Genomic DNA, 15,073 nt, shown 5'->3' on the forward strand with positions numbered 1-15,073 from the left:
TTTTATGACCAAACGGCCCAAATCAAGGAGGAAAATGCAATGAGATTACTTGAAACCAGCGCCGCCGTCGACCGGAAAGGGCGCCTCAGAATTCCCGAGGAAGTCTCCATTCAGCTGGAGCTTTCCCCCGGCGATGAAATCCGTGCCCTGATCTGCGACGATTCGCACACTCTGCAGGCTCTGTGGCGGGAGTTCGTTTCCCGCCACGGCGTGGAGCATGAACAGGATCCGGCTGACAACGAGGCTTTGGAGGAAGTTGTGCTTCCCGGGGAGATGCTGGCGCAGGCGGGGTTCCGCGCCGGCGACGAGCTTGACGCCGTCTGCGGCGAGCGGAAGATCGTCATTACGGCCTCGGACGAAGCGCCCGGCCGTCTCGACCCTCTCGTCAGTCTGCCGAACGATCTGCGCAGGCTGTGCGGTGATCTCGGATTCAACCCCGACACGGTTCGGAATGTGATGCGGGAAGGAGGTTATTTCCGTGAATAAGCCGATTTACAAGATCCTCGACGCCAAGGGGCGCGTGCTGATCCCGCGGGAAGCGCGCTCAGCCGCGGGCATGGACTACGGCGACATTGTCCGTCTGGATGTTCAGAACGGCCGGGTGTCGGTCAAAAAGGTCAACATCGTCGAGGTTGGGGACAAATCTCCGGAGGCGGTGGAAGCATTCGTGCACGCCGCCATCCGGGAGATGCCGGAGGATAGCCAGATCGCCATCGCCGCCCGGCTGCTGGAGCTGATCCAGCAGAGAAAGGAAGGCCGCCATGGATGAGAAATCGGCCTATGGCGGGGAAGACTGCGTCCAAACCGGAACCGGCATGTTCATTGCCGGAACTGTGGTCGTCCTCAAGCCGGAAGCACTGCCACAAGATCAGCGCGGTATCCGTCAGCTCCTCTTCTGCGAAGGCGGATTGGGCAGCGGCCCGGACGAGCCCGACGGTTCTTCCGTGCGCGCCGTTTCCCTCGCCAACGGGGAATGTGTTCGCCGGAAACGCAGCGAAATCCTTGGGTTGCTGAAAACCGAGCTGCTTCCCGACCGCGCGCGGCTTCAGCTGTCACAGATCCGGCCCCTGGATTCGGAGGTTCCCAAGGCGCCGCAATTTTTCGGTTACTGCTTCCTGCCGGACGGGCGCTATGCCGCGGGTGTTCCTCTTTCCGATGAGATGGAGGTGCGGGAGTACATCGACACGCAGCGCGGATACCAGCACCGCGTCATGATCTGCGACAGCGAAGACAGCTGTGTGTTCGAGATGACCGCAGGCAAAGTCACTTTCCCCACGCGGGAGGACATCGAGCGTTTTAATAAAGAACAAACGCCGCCGGACGCGCCCGAGTCCGGCGGGATGGAAATGAAACCGTGAGTTTCCGAGAAAGTGAGGCGATCCGGCAATGAAGAATATTGAAATCCGAAACGGCCGCGTCCTGTATTACAGCAATGAAGCGGGCTATGTGGAAAACGGCAGGGCCGTGGTCGACCCCATCTTCCAAAGCGATGAACTCTCGGACTTTCTTGCAAAGGAGAAGCTCGAGACTCTATGGACCAACGGTGTCTACGACCGACTCACCACCGCGAGAGAAACCTCGGCGGCGGGCGCGGAGGTCCCCGCAGCCGGGCGGGCCCATGGTTTCCCCGACCGCCCGCCGCTGAAAAGCTGCCGGATATGGCAGCTGAAGCCGGACGTGGATGTCCGCATGAAATTCGTCGGCTACGACGAGCTGCTGAAGAACTTCGGCGAGCCGGATCCCGGCAATTACCAGATTGCCTACGACGGGCAGGTGGAAACCAACGATCTGGAGGAACTCTACACCAAATTCAACGTCGATCATCCGCCCGGTTACGAGGGGCACAGCCTTTCCATGTCGGACGTGGTGGAGCTGTACGACGAAACGGGCAGCTCCTTCCACTATATCGACCATTTCGGCTTTAAAGAGATCGGATTTGGCCCACCCGGGCAGGAGATGCGCCAGGGACCCGCCCTGAGTCCTTGAAGAGCGCTACAAAATTTCAAACAAAATACGGAGGTGTGGAATGAACCACGAAAACAACGACGGAAAGGAAAAAAATAAAAAGCGCAAAAGGGTGCTGCTGATTATCCTGCTCATCCTTTTGCTTGCAATCATCGGCATCACTTTTTCTTTTTGCCATGCCGGGACACCGAATGGTGGCGGCCCGTCCCCATCCAGCCAATCGGCCCCTTCTTCTTCCCTCGACGATAACGGCAACGCCTTACCGGGCGGGTACGTCCCAAAATCCCGGCAGGAGATCCTGTCCGAGCTGCGGAAAAAGGAGGTCGTAGTCACCGACAAGGTGAGCGAGCAGATCGCTTTTTCAAGCGGCGTCAAGGGAACAGTCGGCACATGGGCGGTGGAGAACCCGGCATCCAACAAGGTGATTGAGCAGTGCGCTGTCATACTGAACGGACAGACCGTCGCGGAATCGGTGCCGATCTATCCCGGCCAGCATATTGAGCAGATCACCCTCTCCCAGAAAGTAGCCTCCGGTACTTACGACGTCATCGCAAATATCAAATATTACAGCACGGATACCAAGTCACTGCTTGGTCAGGCGGATTACCGCCTCAAGCTCACCGTTTCATAAAGCCGGATTTCCGGCTTACAATCAGATTTATAAGGAGGATTCCCCATAATGAAAAAGGGTATCAAAAAACTGCTTGCGGGCATCGTCACCCTCGCTATGCTTTCCCTCGCGGCGGTTCCGGCGTTTGCCGCGACCACCACAACCGACTCGGGAACCGGCAGCGTCACCGGCTCTGTAACCATCAACGGCTCCATTTCGCCGCTGACGATCAGCGTGACGCACCCCATCAACGTCGCCTACGCCATCAGCCCCGACACCGGCACATTCACTTCACCGGACATCGGCATCACCAACAACACCAAAACGGCGGTCAACGTCACCGTCCAGTCCCTCGCCGCAGCATCCGGCGGTACGCTAACCTTCACCGATGTCGACCCCGCGTCCAAGTCGTGGAATACACTGAACAACGCGGATTCCAAAAAATACATCGCGCTCGGCGTGAAAGCGAAGGACTCCACCGGCTGGAACTCCGGTTACAGCACCGCCACCCATTGGGCGACCACCCCGTCGCCGCTGCTGGTCGGATCGCTGAATCCCGCCACGACCGGGACCCTGACGCTTACGGCGGATTACGGCCTTGCCTTCGACGCAGCCTACACCGCAAACCACAGTCTCGTGTTCCTGTTCCAGCTCACATAACCGATAACGGACAGACGGTCGGAAGCATACAGCTTCCGGCCGCTATTTGTCCCCGGAAAGGAGGTCAAACTCTTCATGCGTTGCTTCAAGCGCCTGTGTTGCGTCCCGCTCCTTGCCTGCTTCCTGCTGTTCTCGTCTGCCTTGCCCGGTGTCACAGCTTCCGCGGCGACCACCCTGACACTTTCCGCATCGCCGAATCCCGCAGGGAATTATGTTGCTTTGAACTGGACAAACAGTGACAAAAGCCAACCGTACAGCTACATGCTGTACAGTAAATCTTCCCATGAGACCGCGTTTCAAAGCATTCCATCAAAGGCCAGCGTGAAAGTGCTGAACATCTACCCCGACGTGACGCCGATCGTGACCTTCACAACGTGGCAGGGGCAGAACTATACCCTTCCGAAATCCGCGTCGCTGAAAATGTGGATGGAAACTCCGAACCAATACGACCCCAAAGGCTTCGGCAAAGGCTTGATTTCGGTCGACCCTGTATCCATCACCAGTTATAATGCCAATCCGAACGCATACCTGAAGAATTCAGACGGCTTGTATAAATATGACACCTTATATTTTGGAGCATGGGATGCCTTTGCCAGCGAGGATCTCTCCGCTGCGGCGGAAACTGTTACCGATGCTTTCATAAAAACCGGCAGAGGGGTTCTTTTCGGACATGATACGATGGTGAATAACGACACCATCTCCATGCCGAATTTTTTCAAGCTGGCCCATTACTGCAATGTTCAGACCATCAGCCATTACACGGTACTCGGTAATACGCAGATCAAGGTTTTCAAAAAAGGCTTGCTGACCAACTACCCCTGGCCGGTTGGGGGCATCGGCACGGTGCTGAACGTGCCGATGTCTCACTCCAACCAGATGGCCTTCGGCGACATCTGGATGACCTACCAGCAGCCTTTTACCTATCCGAACAGCACCCTTGTTACCTCGGGTCTGGGCACCAACAATTTCTATCTCACCAGCTGGAGCAATGCCGCAATGATCCAGACAGGTCACTCCAATGGCGACGCTACCCCTGATGAGCAGCGGGTGACGGCGAACACGCTTTTCTATTTAAGCCAGATCACCACCGATACGAGTTGGTCTGATCACAAGGGGCAGGATTTGGACGCGCCAAATGCGCCGGCCATTTCAGGCATCACCCATAATTCCGGGCGAACACAATACACGGTCAGCTACTCCTCGCAGGACAATGCTACTGGTTATCAGTATTATGTGGAAAGCACCGGTGAAAACGATGGTATGAAATACGATTCGCCTACCATCAGTACCAGCATCGAAAGCGGGATGAAGGGTTACTCCATTGCCGTTGACAATAACCCATCCGGGGTTCCTGACGGCTCCATCACCACCACAGCAGGAAGTTACACTTTTGCGCGGCCATCCGGCAGCGGTTTTTATGTTCACATTGCCGCTGCCGACAACGTAGGAAATGTTTCAGCAGTCTCGACCTATCATGTGGACGAGCTCGTTTCCGTCACACATCCGGTCAGCGTCGGCTATGCGATTAACCCCAACAGCGCGGCTCCTTTTACGGCGCCAGATGTCCAAATCGTCAACAATTCCACGATTCCCATTCGGGTTTCCGTTCAAAGCCTGTCCGCATCCACCGGAGGCTCGCTCACGCTGAACGACGTATCGCCCTCCAAGTATGCGGACTGGAGCAAGCTGACAACCGTGCAGACCAGATCGAATATTGCCCTCGGGCTTGGGATCAGGGAAACAGCAGCCGGAAGCGGCACATGGTCGGAGATCGACCGGACAGCCCCGCTCTATGCCTCAGATATCACAGACAAGACTCCTCTCGGTGTCCTGAACCCCAACGGCGCCGCGGGAACACTGGAGTTAACGGCGAAATACGGTCTTGCCTGGGATAAAGCCTACACTTCGGTTCACAGCCTTTCGCTGTTTTTCGATCTTACAGATTGAAAACGGATTTCTTCCACTGACAGCGGAAGGCTGTCTTTTTATACCCAAATTTGAAAACACAGGAGGAACAAGTCATGAGTGAACTGCAGAATGTACCGGCCGCCGCCCCCGAAAGTCCGGCGCAGCCCATGCAGGTGGATGTGAAAATCGGCTCCATCCGGCCGGAGGGCAATGTCAAAGCCTACGCTTCAGTCAACCTGAACGGCTGCTTTGCTATCCGTAATGTCAAGGTGCTCGAAAGCAGCAAGGGGCTGTTCGTGAGCATGCCGAGCTACCGGGCCGGGAACGGCGAGTACCGGGACATCTGCTTCCCGGTCACCAAGAAATTCCGGGAGCAGCTCAACGGCGCGGTGCTGGACGCCTATCACCAGGCGCTGATCCAGGGGCAGAAGGAAGCCCTCAGGCAGCATCTTCCCGAGGCTCCGAAGCAGGAAGCCGGAATGCAGATGGCGGGCGTGTGACGCCCGCCATCTTTTCGCCCCAAAGTATAAACAGAATAACGGAGGTATGTCATGAAAAAGAAAATATCCAGCGCGAAAAAGGAGTTCGCGTGCAAGCTGCTCCGGTTTTATGCCAGAGTATCCTCCCGGAAGGCGGAAGGATTCGTTGACAGCGCCATCAAAATCCTGATTGCCGTCGTCATCGGTGCGCTGCTCCTCGCCGGCCTGTATGCCCTGTTCGGCAATACGATTCTGCCGACCGTGACCCAGCGGATCAAAGATATGTTCAATTATGCCGGGTAAAGGCCATGGTCTGGATACGAACCGCCGCTTTTTTTCTTCTGCTGTCGGCGGCTGCTGCCGGCGATCTCAAAAACAGGGAGATCCCGAGGGGCGACATTCCCGGCATATTCCTGGCCGGGCTCCTCGTCTTTAACCCGATCAGGCTGCTCGGCGCCCTCGCGGGCGCCCCAATTTTTATCCTCGCCCTGATCTGTAAGGACAGGCTGGGTTTCGGAGACGTATGGCTGACAATCGCGGCCGGGTCCGTCGTTGGATTTGAGCATGGGCTGTGGGCACAGATCATCGCCTACAGCTCCATGCTCTTTTTTTACGTTGGCTGTCGGATCTATCGGAAGTACAGGCCGCATGGAAAGGTGCTGAACCAGCCGTACCCCCTTGCGCCTTTTATCTCATTCGGCTTTATCGCGGCCTATTTTCTATGAATATTGGAGGGATTATCTCGTGAGCTTTTTCAAAAACCGCACCGTTCTCGGGGCGCTCTGCATTTTGCTTTCACTCCTCATTTGCTTTGCGGTCACGCCCCTTTTTAACGCCGGGGTTTCGCATAAGACAAGCATTGTGCGCGTCACGAAGGACATCCAGGCCGGGCAGCAGATTACCAAAGACATGGTGCAGACGTTGGAAGTCGGCGGTTACAACCTGCCTTCAAATGTACTGAAAAGCCCGGACAGTGTTGTCGGAAAATACGCCGCCGCAGAGCTCGTTCCCGGCGACTATATCCTCAGCATGAAAGTCACCGGAACTCCTACCGTGTCAAACGCCTATCTGTCGGCCCTGAACGGGAGCAGGCAGGCTATTTCCGTGACGCTTAAAACCCTTGCGGAAGGGGTTTCAGGCAAACTGCTGCCGGGAGATATTGTGTCTGTCCTCGCCCCGGACTACCAGAACCAGGGCAGCACCGTCACTCCGAAGGAACTGCAGTATGTGGAAGTCATCGGCGTGACCACCAGTGAGGGCGCGGATGCCAATGCAAACATCGGCCAGAACGCATCGTCGGGCGGCACAACGACGAATGATGCGAAGAATCTGCCAAGCACCGTCACCCTGCTGGCGACACCGGAGCAGAGCGCCATCCTCGCGGGGCTGGACGCGGACGGGAAACTGCACCTTGCCCTTGTCTACCGGGGCAGCAAGGACAACGCTCAGAAATTCCTGGACGCACAGGACAAGGCCCTGAAAGAGCTGTACCCGGACGCCTCCAGTACGGCGCTGACGGATTCCTCCGGCCCGGCTCAGGAAAGCAGCTCTTCCCAGACCGCCGCTTTCTCCGGCGAGGGGGGACAGTAATGTTCCATTTTCAGACCGGAAGCCTTTTCTCCCGGAGCTCCGGCGCGTCCAAGGCGGATCCCGAGCCGGAGCCTTCCGCACAAATTCTGGCCGTATGGGGAAGCCCTTCCTCCGGAAAGACCACGGTCAGCGTCAAGCTGGCCCAATACCTGACGGATCAGCGCCGCAACGTGCTGCTTCTGCTCTGTGACAGCACGGTTCCCATGCTGCCCTGCATCTGCCCGCCCGCGGACCTTGAGTGCGAGTGCTCCCTTGGGAGTGTCCTTGCCGCTTCGCATATCACCGCAAGCCTGATCCGGCACAACTGCATCACCCATAAGCGCATCAGCCACTTGAGTATTCTCGGGATGCGCAAAGGAGAAAACGTCTTTACCTACCCGCCATATACCTCCGAGCTTGCGGCGGAACTGATCGCCGGTCTGCGGGAGGTCGCGCCCTATGTAATCATCGACTGCGGCAGCGCCATCGCCCATGACATCCTGTCAGCGGTGGCGCTCATGGAGTCCGACGCCGTTCTGCGGCTGGTTGGTTGCGATCTGAAATCCGTCAGCTACCTGTCCTCCCAGCTTCCGCTCCTCAAAGATAACAAATGGGATGCGGAGAAGCAGTATAAGGCGGCAAGCAACATTAAGCCCAATCAGGCCAGCGAAAACATGGAACAGGTTCTCGGAAACGTTGCGTTCAAAATTCCACATTCCGACGAGCTGGAAAGCCAGATGCTCGCCGGAGATCTGTTCCGGGAGTTGTCGCTCAAGGAGAGCCGGGGCTTTCGCAGGGAAATTCAGAAAATCAGCAAGGAGGTGTTCGACGTTTGAAGCCCATTCATATGACAGACAGCCAGAACCTGTTTTTTACACCCGCGGACGAATCCAGAGACTTCGGAGGGGTTCTGCGGGAAGTTCAGGGGTATATCTCCACCCACTACGCCCCTCTGCTTTCGGCGGGGGCGGGCCTTGAATCCAAGGCGCAGCTCAAGCGGTACATCGCGCAGTATGTGCGGGAAAACCGGATCGCCGTCGCCGGCATGGATCAGCCCCGGCTCGTAGAGGCGCTGCACACTGAAATGGCGGAGTTCGGTTTCCTGACCCATTACATTTTCGGCTCCGGCGTTGAAGAAATCGACGTCAACGCCTGGGACGACGTGGAGGTGCAGTACAGCGACGGCAGCATAAAAAAACTCGATGAACGCTTCGATTCCCCGGCGCACGCCGTCAGCGTCATCCGCCGCATGCTCCACATATCGGGCATGGTGCTCGACAATGCCAGCCCGGCCGTGCTGGGGCATTTGAGCAAAAACATCCGCATCGCAACGCTCAAGGATCCTCTGGTGGATGAGGACGTGGCGGTGGCCGCGTCCATCCGGATTGTCAACCCGCAGAACATGGGGCGTGATGATTTTATCCGTCTCGGCACGGCGACGGAGGACATGCTGGATTTTCTCTCCGAGTGCCTGCGTTACGGCGTTTCCATCTGCGTCGCGGGGCCAACCGGATCCGGCAAGACCACACTTGCGGGCTGGCTCTTGACCACTATACCGGACAATAAGCGCATTTTCACCATTGAATCCGGGAGCCGCGAGCTTTCACTGGTGAGAAGGGATGCAAACGGGAAAATCCGCAACAGCGTCATCCACACGCTGACGCGCGACAGCGAGAACGGCCGGCAGCGCATCGACCAGACCGACCTGCTGGATATCGCCCTGCGTTTCAACCCAGACTATGTCGTGGTTGGCGAAATGCGCGGGCCCGAAGCGGACGCGGCGCAGGAGGCCGCCCGCACCGGCATCGCGGTCGTCACCACAATCCACGCCAACTCCTGCCAGGCAACCTATTCCCGTATGGTATCCCTGTGCAAGCGCGCCGTCGATACGCCCGACGCGACCCTCATGGGCTATGTCACGGAGGCGTTCCCGCTGATTGTATTCTGTAAACAGCTCGAAAACCGGCAGCGCCGTGTGATGGAAGTGATGGAGTGCGAAATCCTGCCGGACGGCGCGAGGAATTTCCGCCCCATCTTCCAGTTCGCCATCAATGAAAACCGTATCGAAGACGGCCGGTTCATCATCAGCGGCAGCCACAGCGTGGTACAGGGTATCTCTCCGAGCCTGCAGAGGCAGCTCATTGAAAACGGCATGCCGCAGGACATCCTCAAACGGATCCTGCAGATTGGAGGCGAGGCCGCATGACCGCAATAGAATTGTTTGCCTGCGCCGGCCTGATCGCCGGCGCTTTTATGATCCTGAAGCTCTCGCCGCTGGAATTCGCGGACGGGCTGTTCGGCTTTCTGCTGAAACGGCCCCGGAGCATCCGGGATGAGATCAATGAAACCACCAGGCGAAAAAAGCCGTCATTCCTGCACCGTGAAATCAGCGAGGCGCAGGAAATCCTCCGTATGACCGGACGGAGCGAACGCTTCTCCATGGTCTGTGCGGCGTCGCTCCTGTTCTTCGCTTTCGGAGCGTGCGTTGCCATTCTGATGCAGAATGTGTTTCTTGTGCCGGTTCTGGCGGTGGGGCTTGCGTTTCTGCCGTTTCTCTATGTCAGGACAACGGCGGAGCACTTCAAAAAGAACGTCGCTACCGAACTGGAAACGGCGCTCTCCATTGTCACATCGGCCTATTTGCGCAATGAGGATCTGATGACCTCGATAGAGGAAAACCTGCCCTATCTGAACCCGCCGGTGAAGAATGTTTTTGCGGAATTTACCGCGCGGGTCAAGCTCATCGACCCCGACGTGGAGGCGGCAATCCGGGAGATGAAGCCCAAAATTCAAAACGAAGTGTTTCAGGAATGGTGCGATGCCGTCGCCGTGTGTCAATACGATCGGAGCCTGAAAAGCACGCTGACGCCGATTGTTACCAAGCTCTCCGACGTCCGCGTGGTCAACGCCGAGCTGGACTACCTGGTGTTTGAACCGCGAAAGGAATTCGTCATCATGGCGCTGTTGGTTGTCGGCAACATCCCGCTCATGTATTTCCTCAACCGGAGCTGGTACGCGGCGCTGATGCACAGCCTCGCGGGCCAGATCGTCCTTGCGGCCTGTGCCGCGGCAATTTTCATCAGCAGTGCCTTCGTGATCAAACTGACAAAGCCCATCCGCTACAGGAGGTGACGTGGATGACGGGTCTGCTGTTTCTTTTTGCAGCCCTGCTTGCGGCGGGGCTGTTTTTCCTTCTATCCGATTTGCTGAAGCTTCCGACGCTGGCCGCGGCCAAGGCTCTGCTGAGCGCCGGGAAGCCCCGGAAAAAAGCCGCCAAAAGCGTGGAGGCTTACCTCATGACGTGTGCCGGCAAGCTGGCAAGGCTTATCCGCATGGACGAATATAAACGCAGCCGGTTGGAGAACACCCTCAAAGCGGCGGGGATTCCCATGACGCCGGAGGTCTACACCGCGTATGCCATTGTGAAAGGCGGAGTGATCGTTGTCCTTGTGATCCCCTGTCTGTTCTTATTTCCGCTGCTGGCTCCGGTGCTGATGCTGCTTGCCGCCCTTGTATATTTCAAAGAAATCCGAAAGGCGGACGAGCAGCTCAAGGCGAAACGCGAGCAGATTGAAAGCGAGCTGCCCCGCTTTGTGGCGACCATTGAGCAATCCCTCAAATCCAGCCGCGACGTGCTGGCGATGCTGGAGCATTACAAGCAGAATGCGGGCGAAGCCTTTGCAAATGAGCTGGGAATCCTGACCGCCGACATGCGCTCCTCCTCCTATGAGGCGGCGCTGACCCGCTTTGAGGCCAGGTTCAATTCGCCTCGTATATCCGATGTGACGCGCGGCCTGATCGGGGTGCTGCGGGGCGACGACGGGGCGGTATACTTCCAGATGCTCGATCACGACTTCAAGGCGCTGGAGCTCCAGCGGCTGCGCGGCGAGGCGCTTAAAATTCCGCCGAAGATCCGCGTCTATTCCTTTGTGATGCTGATGTGTTTCCTGTTCACATGGCTCTCCGTCATGGCGATCTCAATCATGAAATCCCTCGGCACCATGTTTTAGCGGCGAACCGCCGCTGATATGACGCGGGTGCAGACAGCATCCAGCGGAAAACAAGGCGCCCGGGATCCTGAATATATCCATGTATGTGAGGAAGGGAGGTTTATAGATGGACCATCAGAAAACGCTGCAGGAGCTTCAGGAAAAACTCGATGAAAATTACAATGCCTTTGTGCAGGGATGGTTAAATCTCGACACACCGACCCTGATCGAAAAAGCGGAGGAAATCGCCGCAACCAAAACGGTATACAAGGCGCTCCGGGCCAGCCATTTCAGGGACATGGAATATCTGCTCCGATTCCGGAACCCTCTGGAGGTTGTGCGGGATCAGTGGATGGAGGAAGAATCCTATGCGCCCGATGAGGATATGGAGCATGTTCTCTGGTCGGTCGCGGACCGCAGCGACGCAGAGCAGAGTTATGAACTTGACGAGGATTTTCACCCTCCGGAACAGCAGGGGGTGAAACTGTGCTGAAACGGCTCCGCTCCCGCCGCGGGGAAGGTTATATCGACATCGCGGTGCTGGTGCTCTGCGCCATGCTGGTCATCGCTTTCGCGGTCAAACTGTTTCCCGTGTATATAGAGAAAAACCAGCTGGACTCCTTTGCCACGGAGCTGTGCCGGGAAGCGGAGATCTCAGGCCGCGTCGGTACGGAAACGGACGCACGGGCGCGGGAACTGGAGGAACAGACCGGGCTGCACCCGTCTGTCGACTGGTCAAGGACAGGTAAAATCCCGCTCGATCAGGAATTCACAGTGACGGTGTCCGCACAGGCAAATATCGGGCTGTTCGGCGGATTCGGCAGTTTTCCAATCAATCTGGAAGGAAAGGCCAACGGGAAAAGCGAAATTTACTGGAAATGAGGTGAAGGAAAACGTGCGCAAAAAACTGAAGCATATCCTGAAAGACCGACGCGGGTTTTCCTTCCCGCTGGTTGTCGCGGTCGCCCTCGCGCTGGTACTCATTCTGTGCGGGATCTCCGAATACCTGCGTCTATGCATCATCGCGTCGGGCGTCCGGGATGCGGTGCAGTCTGCCGTCGTCGCTACCGTAACCGACAATTACAGCAACGTTTATCACGGAGTCCGTGAGGGATATTCCGGTGGATATCGACCCAGCGGCTCTTCCTGGGTCGGAAGCGTCAGTACCGGCGATATTTATGGTCGGCTTGACCGGAACCTCGGCCTGAAAAATGAGAACGGAGCCCATGTAAAGGAAGCAGACGGTGCGGAGGAATTCAAGATATCCGGCCTGTCGGTAACCATACAAAACGCGCCTCTGGCGCCCTCCAATCCGGCGAATAATCCGGGGTTTGTAGCAAACGCAACCGTCCAGCTGGAAGTACCGGTGAGCTTTGGCGGTAAGACGCTTCCTCCAATGCACGCCACATTGAAAGTTCGGGCAAAATATATGCCTGTTTTCTAAAAAATCGCAGTAGCAATAGACTTTTTACCCTTTCTGTGATAGTGTGTGAAACAAGAGGAAACAAACGGAAAAGAGAAAAAAGGAGGTCAAACTCCATGAAGAAATTATCGGATAAAACCAAAAGATCATTGACCATCGCCGGCATCGGCGTGGTGTGCGCAGTCTTTGTGATCGGAATTTCCTATCAGCTTAAGGCGGAGGGAGTCAACGACGCTGATGTCGCGACATCCTCATCTTCTACTTCCAGTGAAGTGATCGTCCCGGCTGTCGGGACAAACGATAATACAACGAAAAGCGCGGCGCTCGCTTCGTCGGCATCCTCCCAGGCACCGGAAGCCTCAAGCAAGGCGGATCAGGCGATCCAGCCCGATGTATCGAAACCCGCGGCACCTTCCTCCAAGCCTGCCGCACAGGGCAGCACCACCAATCCTTCCAAGGCACCGACGTATAGCTCGAAGGATACTTCTCCAGGCAAGGGATCCGGAGATCAAAACTTTCAGAAAAAAGACGGGAAAATCTATGTCCCCGGATTTGGATGGGTAACGAACAACGGCGGCGGTGGCTCGGGAAGTACAGCGAGCGATATGTATGAAAACGGAAACAAGGTCGGACAGATGGACTGAGTCAAATTTCAAAATTTAAAACAGTATTTAAGACGCACGGCATAGTTAGGCTGTGCGTCTTTTCTATTTTGGAGGCAATTATGAAGCGGCTGTTCAGCATCTTTCTTTCTCTGGTATTGCTACTGACGCTTTGCACTCCGCTCAGCGCCTATGCCGATGGGGACGGTGACGGAAACATCGATCATGGAGGCGGCGGGCTCGGAAACGGAAGCGACGAGAATTTCTGGAACTCCGGTGACGAAGGTGTCCGAGTAACCGTCATCCGGGCCAGCGACCACACGGTGGCGTCAGCTTCCGTGGATTTCACCAACAGGCATCCGGATAATATTATTATCAACTTTGGAAAAGTAAGCAAGATCGCCTACAACAACGGCCATGCGCTGGCACTGAATACCGGCCGGTATTCTTATGTCAATCCAGCGCAGCCGCTTCCCAAGATCATCAACTCCGATCAGGGGCAGTCCAGTATCGAAGTAATAAAAAGTTATTTCACTGACGAACAGGTGCTCCGAAGTATTGCAAACCTGACTGGCTTTAGCTACTCGATTCTTACCAATGGCAATTACAAAATTCTGTTGGAACCTATCGCATATTTCACTTTTTATGGCGCACGGGTGGCGATGACCGCTACGGAAGCCGCATTGTACGATCAGAGACTCGGAGGCGACCTTCGTTCCAAGATGGCGTCCCTGACGCACAAGAATTTGCCGCTTTCTATGTTTCTCGATACCTCGGATCTTGGTTACCCCGCCTGGACGGGTTCCAGAGATGATCGCGTGTCCGACTCCACGATTATTTCCTCTCTCGGTCTCGGCATCGTCCGCTTTTCCGCAGCCGAACCGCCAACGCAGGTCAGCACTCAGAATTACACTTACCATGTCAACACCGAAGTTATCACACCGGTGACTGTCAGCGGCGGGCAGTCGGATCCCGACCACCCGGTAACGGTAAGATTCAATATCGGCGGCAGAAACTATGCGGTTGGCAACGTATATTATCCTGACGGCGACAGTCAGCTGGCTTGGGTGCGCTGGACAACGCCTTCCACGCCGCAGTCCATGGCCATTCATGTGTCTGCAACGGGCGGAGGAAGCACCAGTGAAGGCACAATCAACGCGAGCATTGTGGATCTTTCCGGTCATGACCCGCCTGATCCCAACGCCGATGACCGAAACAGCGGCTATTCCCCGGCGAGTATGCCAAGCAATCCACAAAAAGCTTCGGCCTCATGGAACGTATGGCGGCCCGTATGGCATGCCGATTGGGTGTGGGTTTCGGACTGGATTTGGCACGGCGACGACACCAGCGGTTCTTGGGAGGACAACGGCAGTTGGGTTGACCACGGCTGGTGGGACTTTGCCTGCGACACCTATTCCGCAAGCCTTTCCGCGTCCATGAGCATCACGCCGGACGGCAAAGACCCGACTGCATCCGACGAAACAATCAAAAGCGGATATGGAATCCATCAGACCGCTGCGGCGTCAGTCAGCACCAATCATTCCTCGGCGGTAACTGGCGCTCAAACCGCCGTCACCTACTTCCCCGAATTTGGGTATAAGACGTATTGGCGCCTGCTGGACCCAACAGCCGGCGGGTACAACGCACGGTTTGAATTTGCCCCCAACCGCTATTCCACCTACAACCGGCGCACTCATTTCACACCGCTTTGGATGCCGGACGGAAGCTATACTCCATACACCTTTTTGGAAGATTGTTGGACCCCGACCGGCATGCTCAGCATGAATCTGACCGACTCAGTGACAATTAGGGGAAACCTGTGGTCGGACTGGCGCGCCATCCCGGCATTACCCTGAACCATCCGCAGA

Annotated in this window: 20 protein-coding genes; all 20 read left to right on the forward strand. The window is 56.5% G+C overall.

Annotated elements, in window-relative coordinates; genetic code table 11:
- Positions 1 to 39: 39 nt before the first annotated feature.
- The gene (locus GJQ69_RS05820) at positions 40 to 486 is read left to right on the forward strand and encodes an AbrB/MazE/SpoVT family DNA-binding domain-containing protein (protein WP_086035633.1); all 447 of its coding nucleotides are present in this window, start codon (positions 40 to 42) and stop codon (positions 484 to 486) included.
- Positions 473 to 769: an AbrB/MazE/SpoVT family DNA-binding domain-containing protein gene (locus tag GJQ69_RS05825; protein ID WP_433406858.1), complete on the forward strand. Its 297-nt coding sequence runs from the start codon at positions 473 to 475 to the stop codon at positions 767 to 769. The genes GJQ69_RS05820 and GJQ69_RS05825 overlap by 14 nt, the downstream gene beginning before the upstream one ends.
- Positions 762 to 1,358, forward strand: coding sequence for a hypothetical protein (locus GJQ69_RS05830; protein WP_086035631.1), 597 nt, complete (start codon positions 762 to 764; stop codon positions 1,356 to 1,358). The genes GJQ69_RS05825 and GJQ69_RS05830 overlap by 8 nt, the downstream gene beginning before the upstream one ends.
- Positions 1,359 to 1,386: 28 nt before the next feature.
- Entirely contained in the window at positions 1,387 to 1,986 is a 600-nt protein-coding gene (locus GJQ69_RS05835) for a YodL domain-containing protein (RefSeq protein WP_086035630.1), read from the forward strand.
- A 40-nt stretch (positions 1,987 to 2,026) separates the two neighbouring features.
- Positions 2,027 to 2,596 carry a hypothetical protein gene (locus GJQ69_RS05840; RefSeq protein WP_086035629.1) on the forward strand — a complete coding sequence of 190 codons (570 nt, stop codon included), beginning with the start codon at positions 2,027 to 2,029 and terminating at the stop codon, positions 2,594 to 2,596.
- 48 nt (positions 2,597 to 2,644) lie between these two features.
- Positions 2,645 to 3,235 carry a hypothetical protein gene (locus GJQ69_RS05845; RefSeq protein WP_086035628.1) on the forward strand — a complete coding sequence of 197 codons (591 nt, stop codon included), beginning with the start codon at positions 2,645 to 2,647 and terminating at the stop codon, positions 3,233 to 3,235.
- A gap of 75 nt (positions 3,236 to 3,310) precedes the next feature.
- Positions 3,311 to 5,182, forward strand: coding sequence for a DUF5057 domain-containing protein (locus tag GJQ69_RS05850; RefSeq protein ID WP_174193233.1), 1,872 nt, complete (start codon positions 3,311 to 3,313; stop codon positions 5,180 to 5,182).
- A gap of 74 nt (positions 5,183 to 5,256) precedes the next feature.
- A complete protein-coding gene (locus GJQ69_RS05855) occupies positions 5,257 to 5,643 on the forward strand; it encodes a SpoVG family protein (protein ID WP_086035626.1) in 387 nt (128 codons plus the stop codon).
- 51 nt (positions 5,644 to 5,694) lie between these two features.
- Positions 5,695 to 5,925 (forward strand): DUF6133 family protein, encoded by a 231-nt coding sequence (locus tag GJQ69_RS05860; RefSeq protein WP_086035625.1) that lies wholly within the window; start codon positions 5,695 to 5,697, stop codon positions 5,923 to 5,925.
- Positions 5,926 to 5,930: 5 nt separating this feature from the next.
- Positions 5,931 to 6,347, forward strand: coding sequence for a prepilin peptidase (locus GJQ69_RS05865; protein WP_086035624.1), 417 nt, complete (start codon positions 5,931 to 5,933; stop codon positions 6,345 to 6,347).
- A 19-nt stretch (positions 6,348 to 6,366) separates the two neighbouring features.
- Positions 6,367 to 7,212, forward strand: coding sequence for a Flp pilus assembly protein CpaB (cpaB, locus tag GJQ69_RS05870; RefSeq protein WP_086035623.1), 846 nt, complete (start codon positions 6,367 to 6,369; stop codon positions 7,210 to 7,212).
- Positions 7,212 to 8,027, forward strand: coding sequence for a CpaE/TadZ family protein (locus GJQ69_RS05875; RefSeq protein ID WP_086035622.1), 816 nt, complete (start codon positions 7,212 to 7,214; stop codon positions 8,025 to 8,027). Before cpaB ends, GJQ69_RS05875 begins: the two co-directional genes overlap by 1 nt.
- A gap of 11 nt (positions 8,028 to 8,038) precedes the next feature.
- Positions 8,039 to 9,397, forward strand: a complete 1,359-nt coding sequence (locus GJQ69_RS05880; RefSeq protein ID WP_174193678.1) for a type II/IV secretion system ATPase subunit — start codon at positions 8,039 to 8,041, stop codon at positions 9,395 to 9,397.
- Complete coding sequence (locus GJQ69_RS05885) at positions 9,394 to 10,323, forward strand: type II secretion system F family protein (protein ID WP_174193235.1); 930 nt, start codon at positions 9,394 to 9,396, stop codon at positions 10,321 to 10,323. Before GJQ69_RS05880 ends, GJQ69_RS05885 begins: the two co-directional genes overlap by 4 nt.
- A gap of 5 nt (positions 10,324 to 10,328) precedes the next feature.
- The gene (locus tag GJQ69_RS05890; RefSeq protein WP_086035620.1) at positions 10,329 to 11,201 is read left to right on the forward strand and encodes a secretion protein F; all 873 of its coding nucleotides are present in this window, start codon (positions 10,329 to 10,331) and stop codon (positions 11,199 to 11,201) included.
- A 106-nt stretch (positions 11,202 to 11,307) separates the two neighbouring features.
- A complete protein-coding gene (locus GJQ69_RS05895; RefSeq protein WP_086035619.1) occupies positions 11,308 to 11,673 on the forward strand; it encodes a hypothetical protein in 366 nt (121 codons plus the stop codon).
- Positions 11,667 to 12,062 (forward strand): DUF4320 family protein, encoded by a 396-nt coding sequence (locus GJQ69_RS05900; protein WP_174193237.1) that lies wholly within the window; start codon positions 11,667 to 11,669, stop codon positions 12,060 to 12,062. The genes GJQ69_RS05895 and GJQ69_RS05900 overlap by 7 nt, the downstream gene beginning before the upstream one ends.
- A gap of 13 nt (positions 12,063 to 12,075) precedes the next feature.
- Positions 12,076 to 12,624, forward strand: a complete 549-nt coding sequence (locus tag GJQ69_RS05905; protein ID WP_174193239.1) for a hypothetical protein — start codon at positions 12,076 to 12,078, stop codon at positions 12,622 to 12,624.
- Between the two features lie 95 nt (positions 12,625 to 12,719).
- The gene (locus GJQ69_RS05910; protein ID WP_174193241.1) at positions 12,720 to 13,247 is read left to right on the forward strand and encodes a DUF6550 family protein; all 528 of its coding nucleotides are present in this window, start codon (positions 12,720 to 12,722) and stop codon (positions 13,245 to 13,247) included.
- An 80-nt stretch (positions 13,248 to 13,327) separates the two neighbouring features.
- Complete coding sequence (locus tag GJQ69_RS05915) at positions 13,328 to 15,061, forward strand: DUF8193 domain-containing protein (protein WP_174193243.1); 1,734 nt, start codon at positions 13,328 to 13,330, stop codon at positions 15,059 to 15,061.
- The last annotated feature ends 12 nt before the right edge of the window (positions 15,062 to 15,073 follow it).

The organism is Caproicibacterium lactatifermentans (assembly GCF_013315815.1).
Classification (GTDB): Bacteria; Bacillota; Clostridia; order Oscillospirales; family Acutalibacteraceae; genus Caproicibacterium; species Caproicibacterium lactatifermentans.

Coding starts and splice junctions, on each gene's coding strand:
- GJQ69_RS05850 (WP_174193233.1), top strand. CDS start 3,311: ATGCGTTGCTTCAAGCGCCTGTGTTGCGTCCCGCTCCTTGCCTGCTTC.
- GJQ69_RS05845 (WP_086035628.1), top strand. CDS start 2,645: ATGAAAAAGGGTATCAAAAAACTGCTTGCGGGCATCGTCACCCTCGCT.
- GJQ69_RS05915 (WP_174193243.1), top strand. CDS start 13,328: ATGAAGCGGCTGTTCAGCATCTTTCTTTCTCTGGTATTGCTACTGACG.
- GJQ69_RS05895 (WP_086035619.1), top strand. CDS start 11,308: ATGGACCATCAGAAAACGCTGCAGGAGCTTCAGGAAAAACTCGATGAA.
- GJQ69_RS05885 (WP_174193235.1), top strand. CDS start 9,394: ATGACCGCAATAGAATTGTTTGCCTGCGCCGGCCTGATCGCCGGCGCT.
- GJQ69_RS05860 (WP_086035625.1), top strand. CDS start 5,695: ATGAAAAAGAAAATATCCAGCGCGAAAAAGGAGTTCGCGTGCAAGCTG.
- GJQ69_RS05855 (WP_086035626.1), top strand. CDS start 5,257: ATGAGTGAACTGCAGAATGTACCGGCCGCCGCCCCCGAAAGTCCGGCG.
- GJQ69_RS05865 (WP_086035624.1), top strand. CDS start 5,931: ATGGTCTGGATACGAACCGCCGCTTTTTTTCTTCTGCTGTCGGCGGCT.
- GJQ69_RS05830 (WP_086035631.1), top strand. CDS start 762: ATGGATGAGAAATCGGCCTATGGCGGGGAAGACTGCGTCCAAACCGGA.
- GJQ69_RS05890 (WP_086035620.1), top strand. CDS start 10,329: ATGACGGGTCTGCTGTTTCTTTTTGCAGCCCTGCTTGCGGCGGGGCTG.
- GJQ69_RS05880 (WP_174193678.1), top strand. CDS start 8,039: ATGACAGACAGCCAGAACCTGTTTTTTACACCCGCGGACGAATCCAGA.
- GJQ69_RS05820 (WP_086035633.1), top strand. CDS start 40: ATGAGATTACTTGAAACCAGCGCCGCCGTCGACCGGAAAGGGCGCCTC.
- GJQ69_RS05835 (WP_086035630.1), top strand. CDS start 1,387: ATGAAGAATATTGAAATCCGAAACGGCCGCGTCCTGTATTACAGCAAT.
- GJQ69_RS05875 (WP_086035622.1), top strand. CDS start 7,212: ATGTTCCATTTTCAGACCGGAAGCCTTTTCTCCCGGAGCTCCGGCGCG.
- GJQ69_RS05840 (WP_086035629.1), top strand. CDS start 2,027: ATGAACCACGAAAACAACGACGGAAAGGAAAAAAATAAAAAGCGCAAA.
- GJQ69_RS05910 (WP_174193241.1), top strand. CDS start 12,720: ATGAAGAAATTATCGGATAAAACCAAAAGATCATTGACCATCGCCGGC.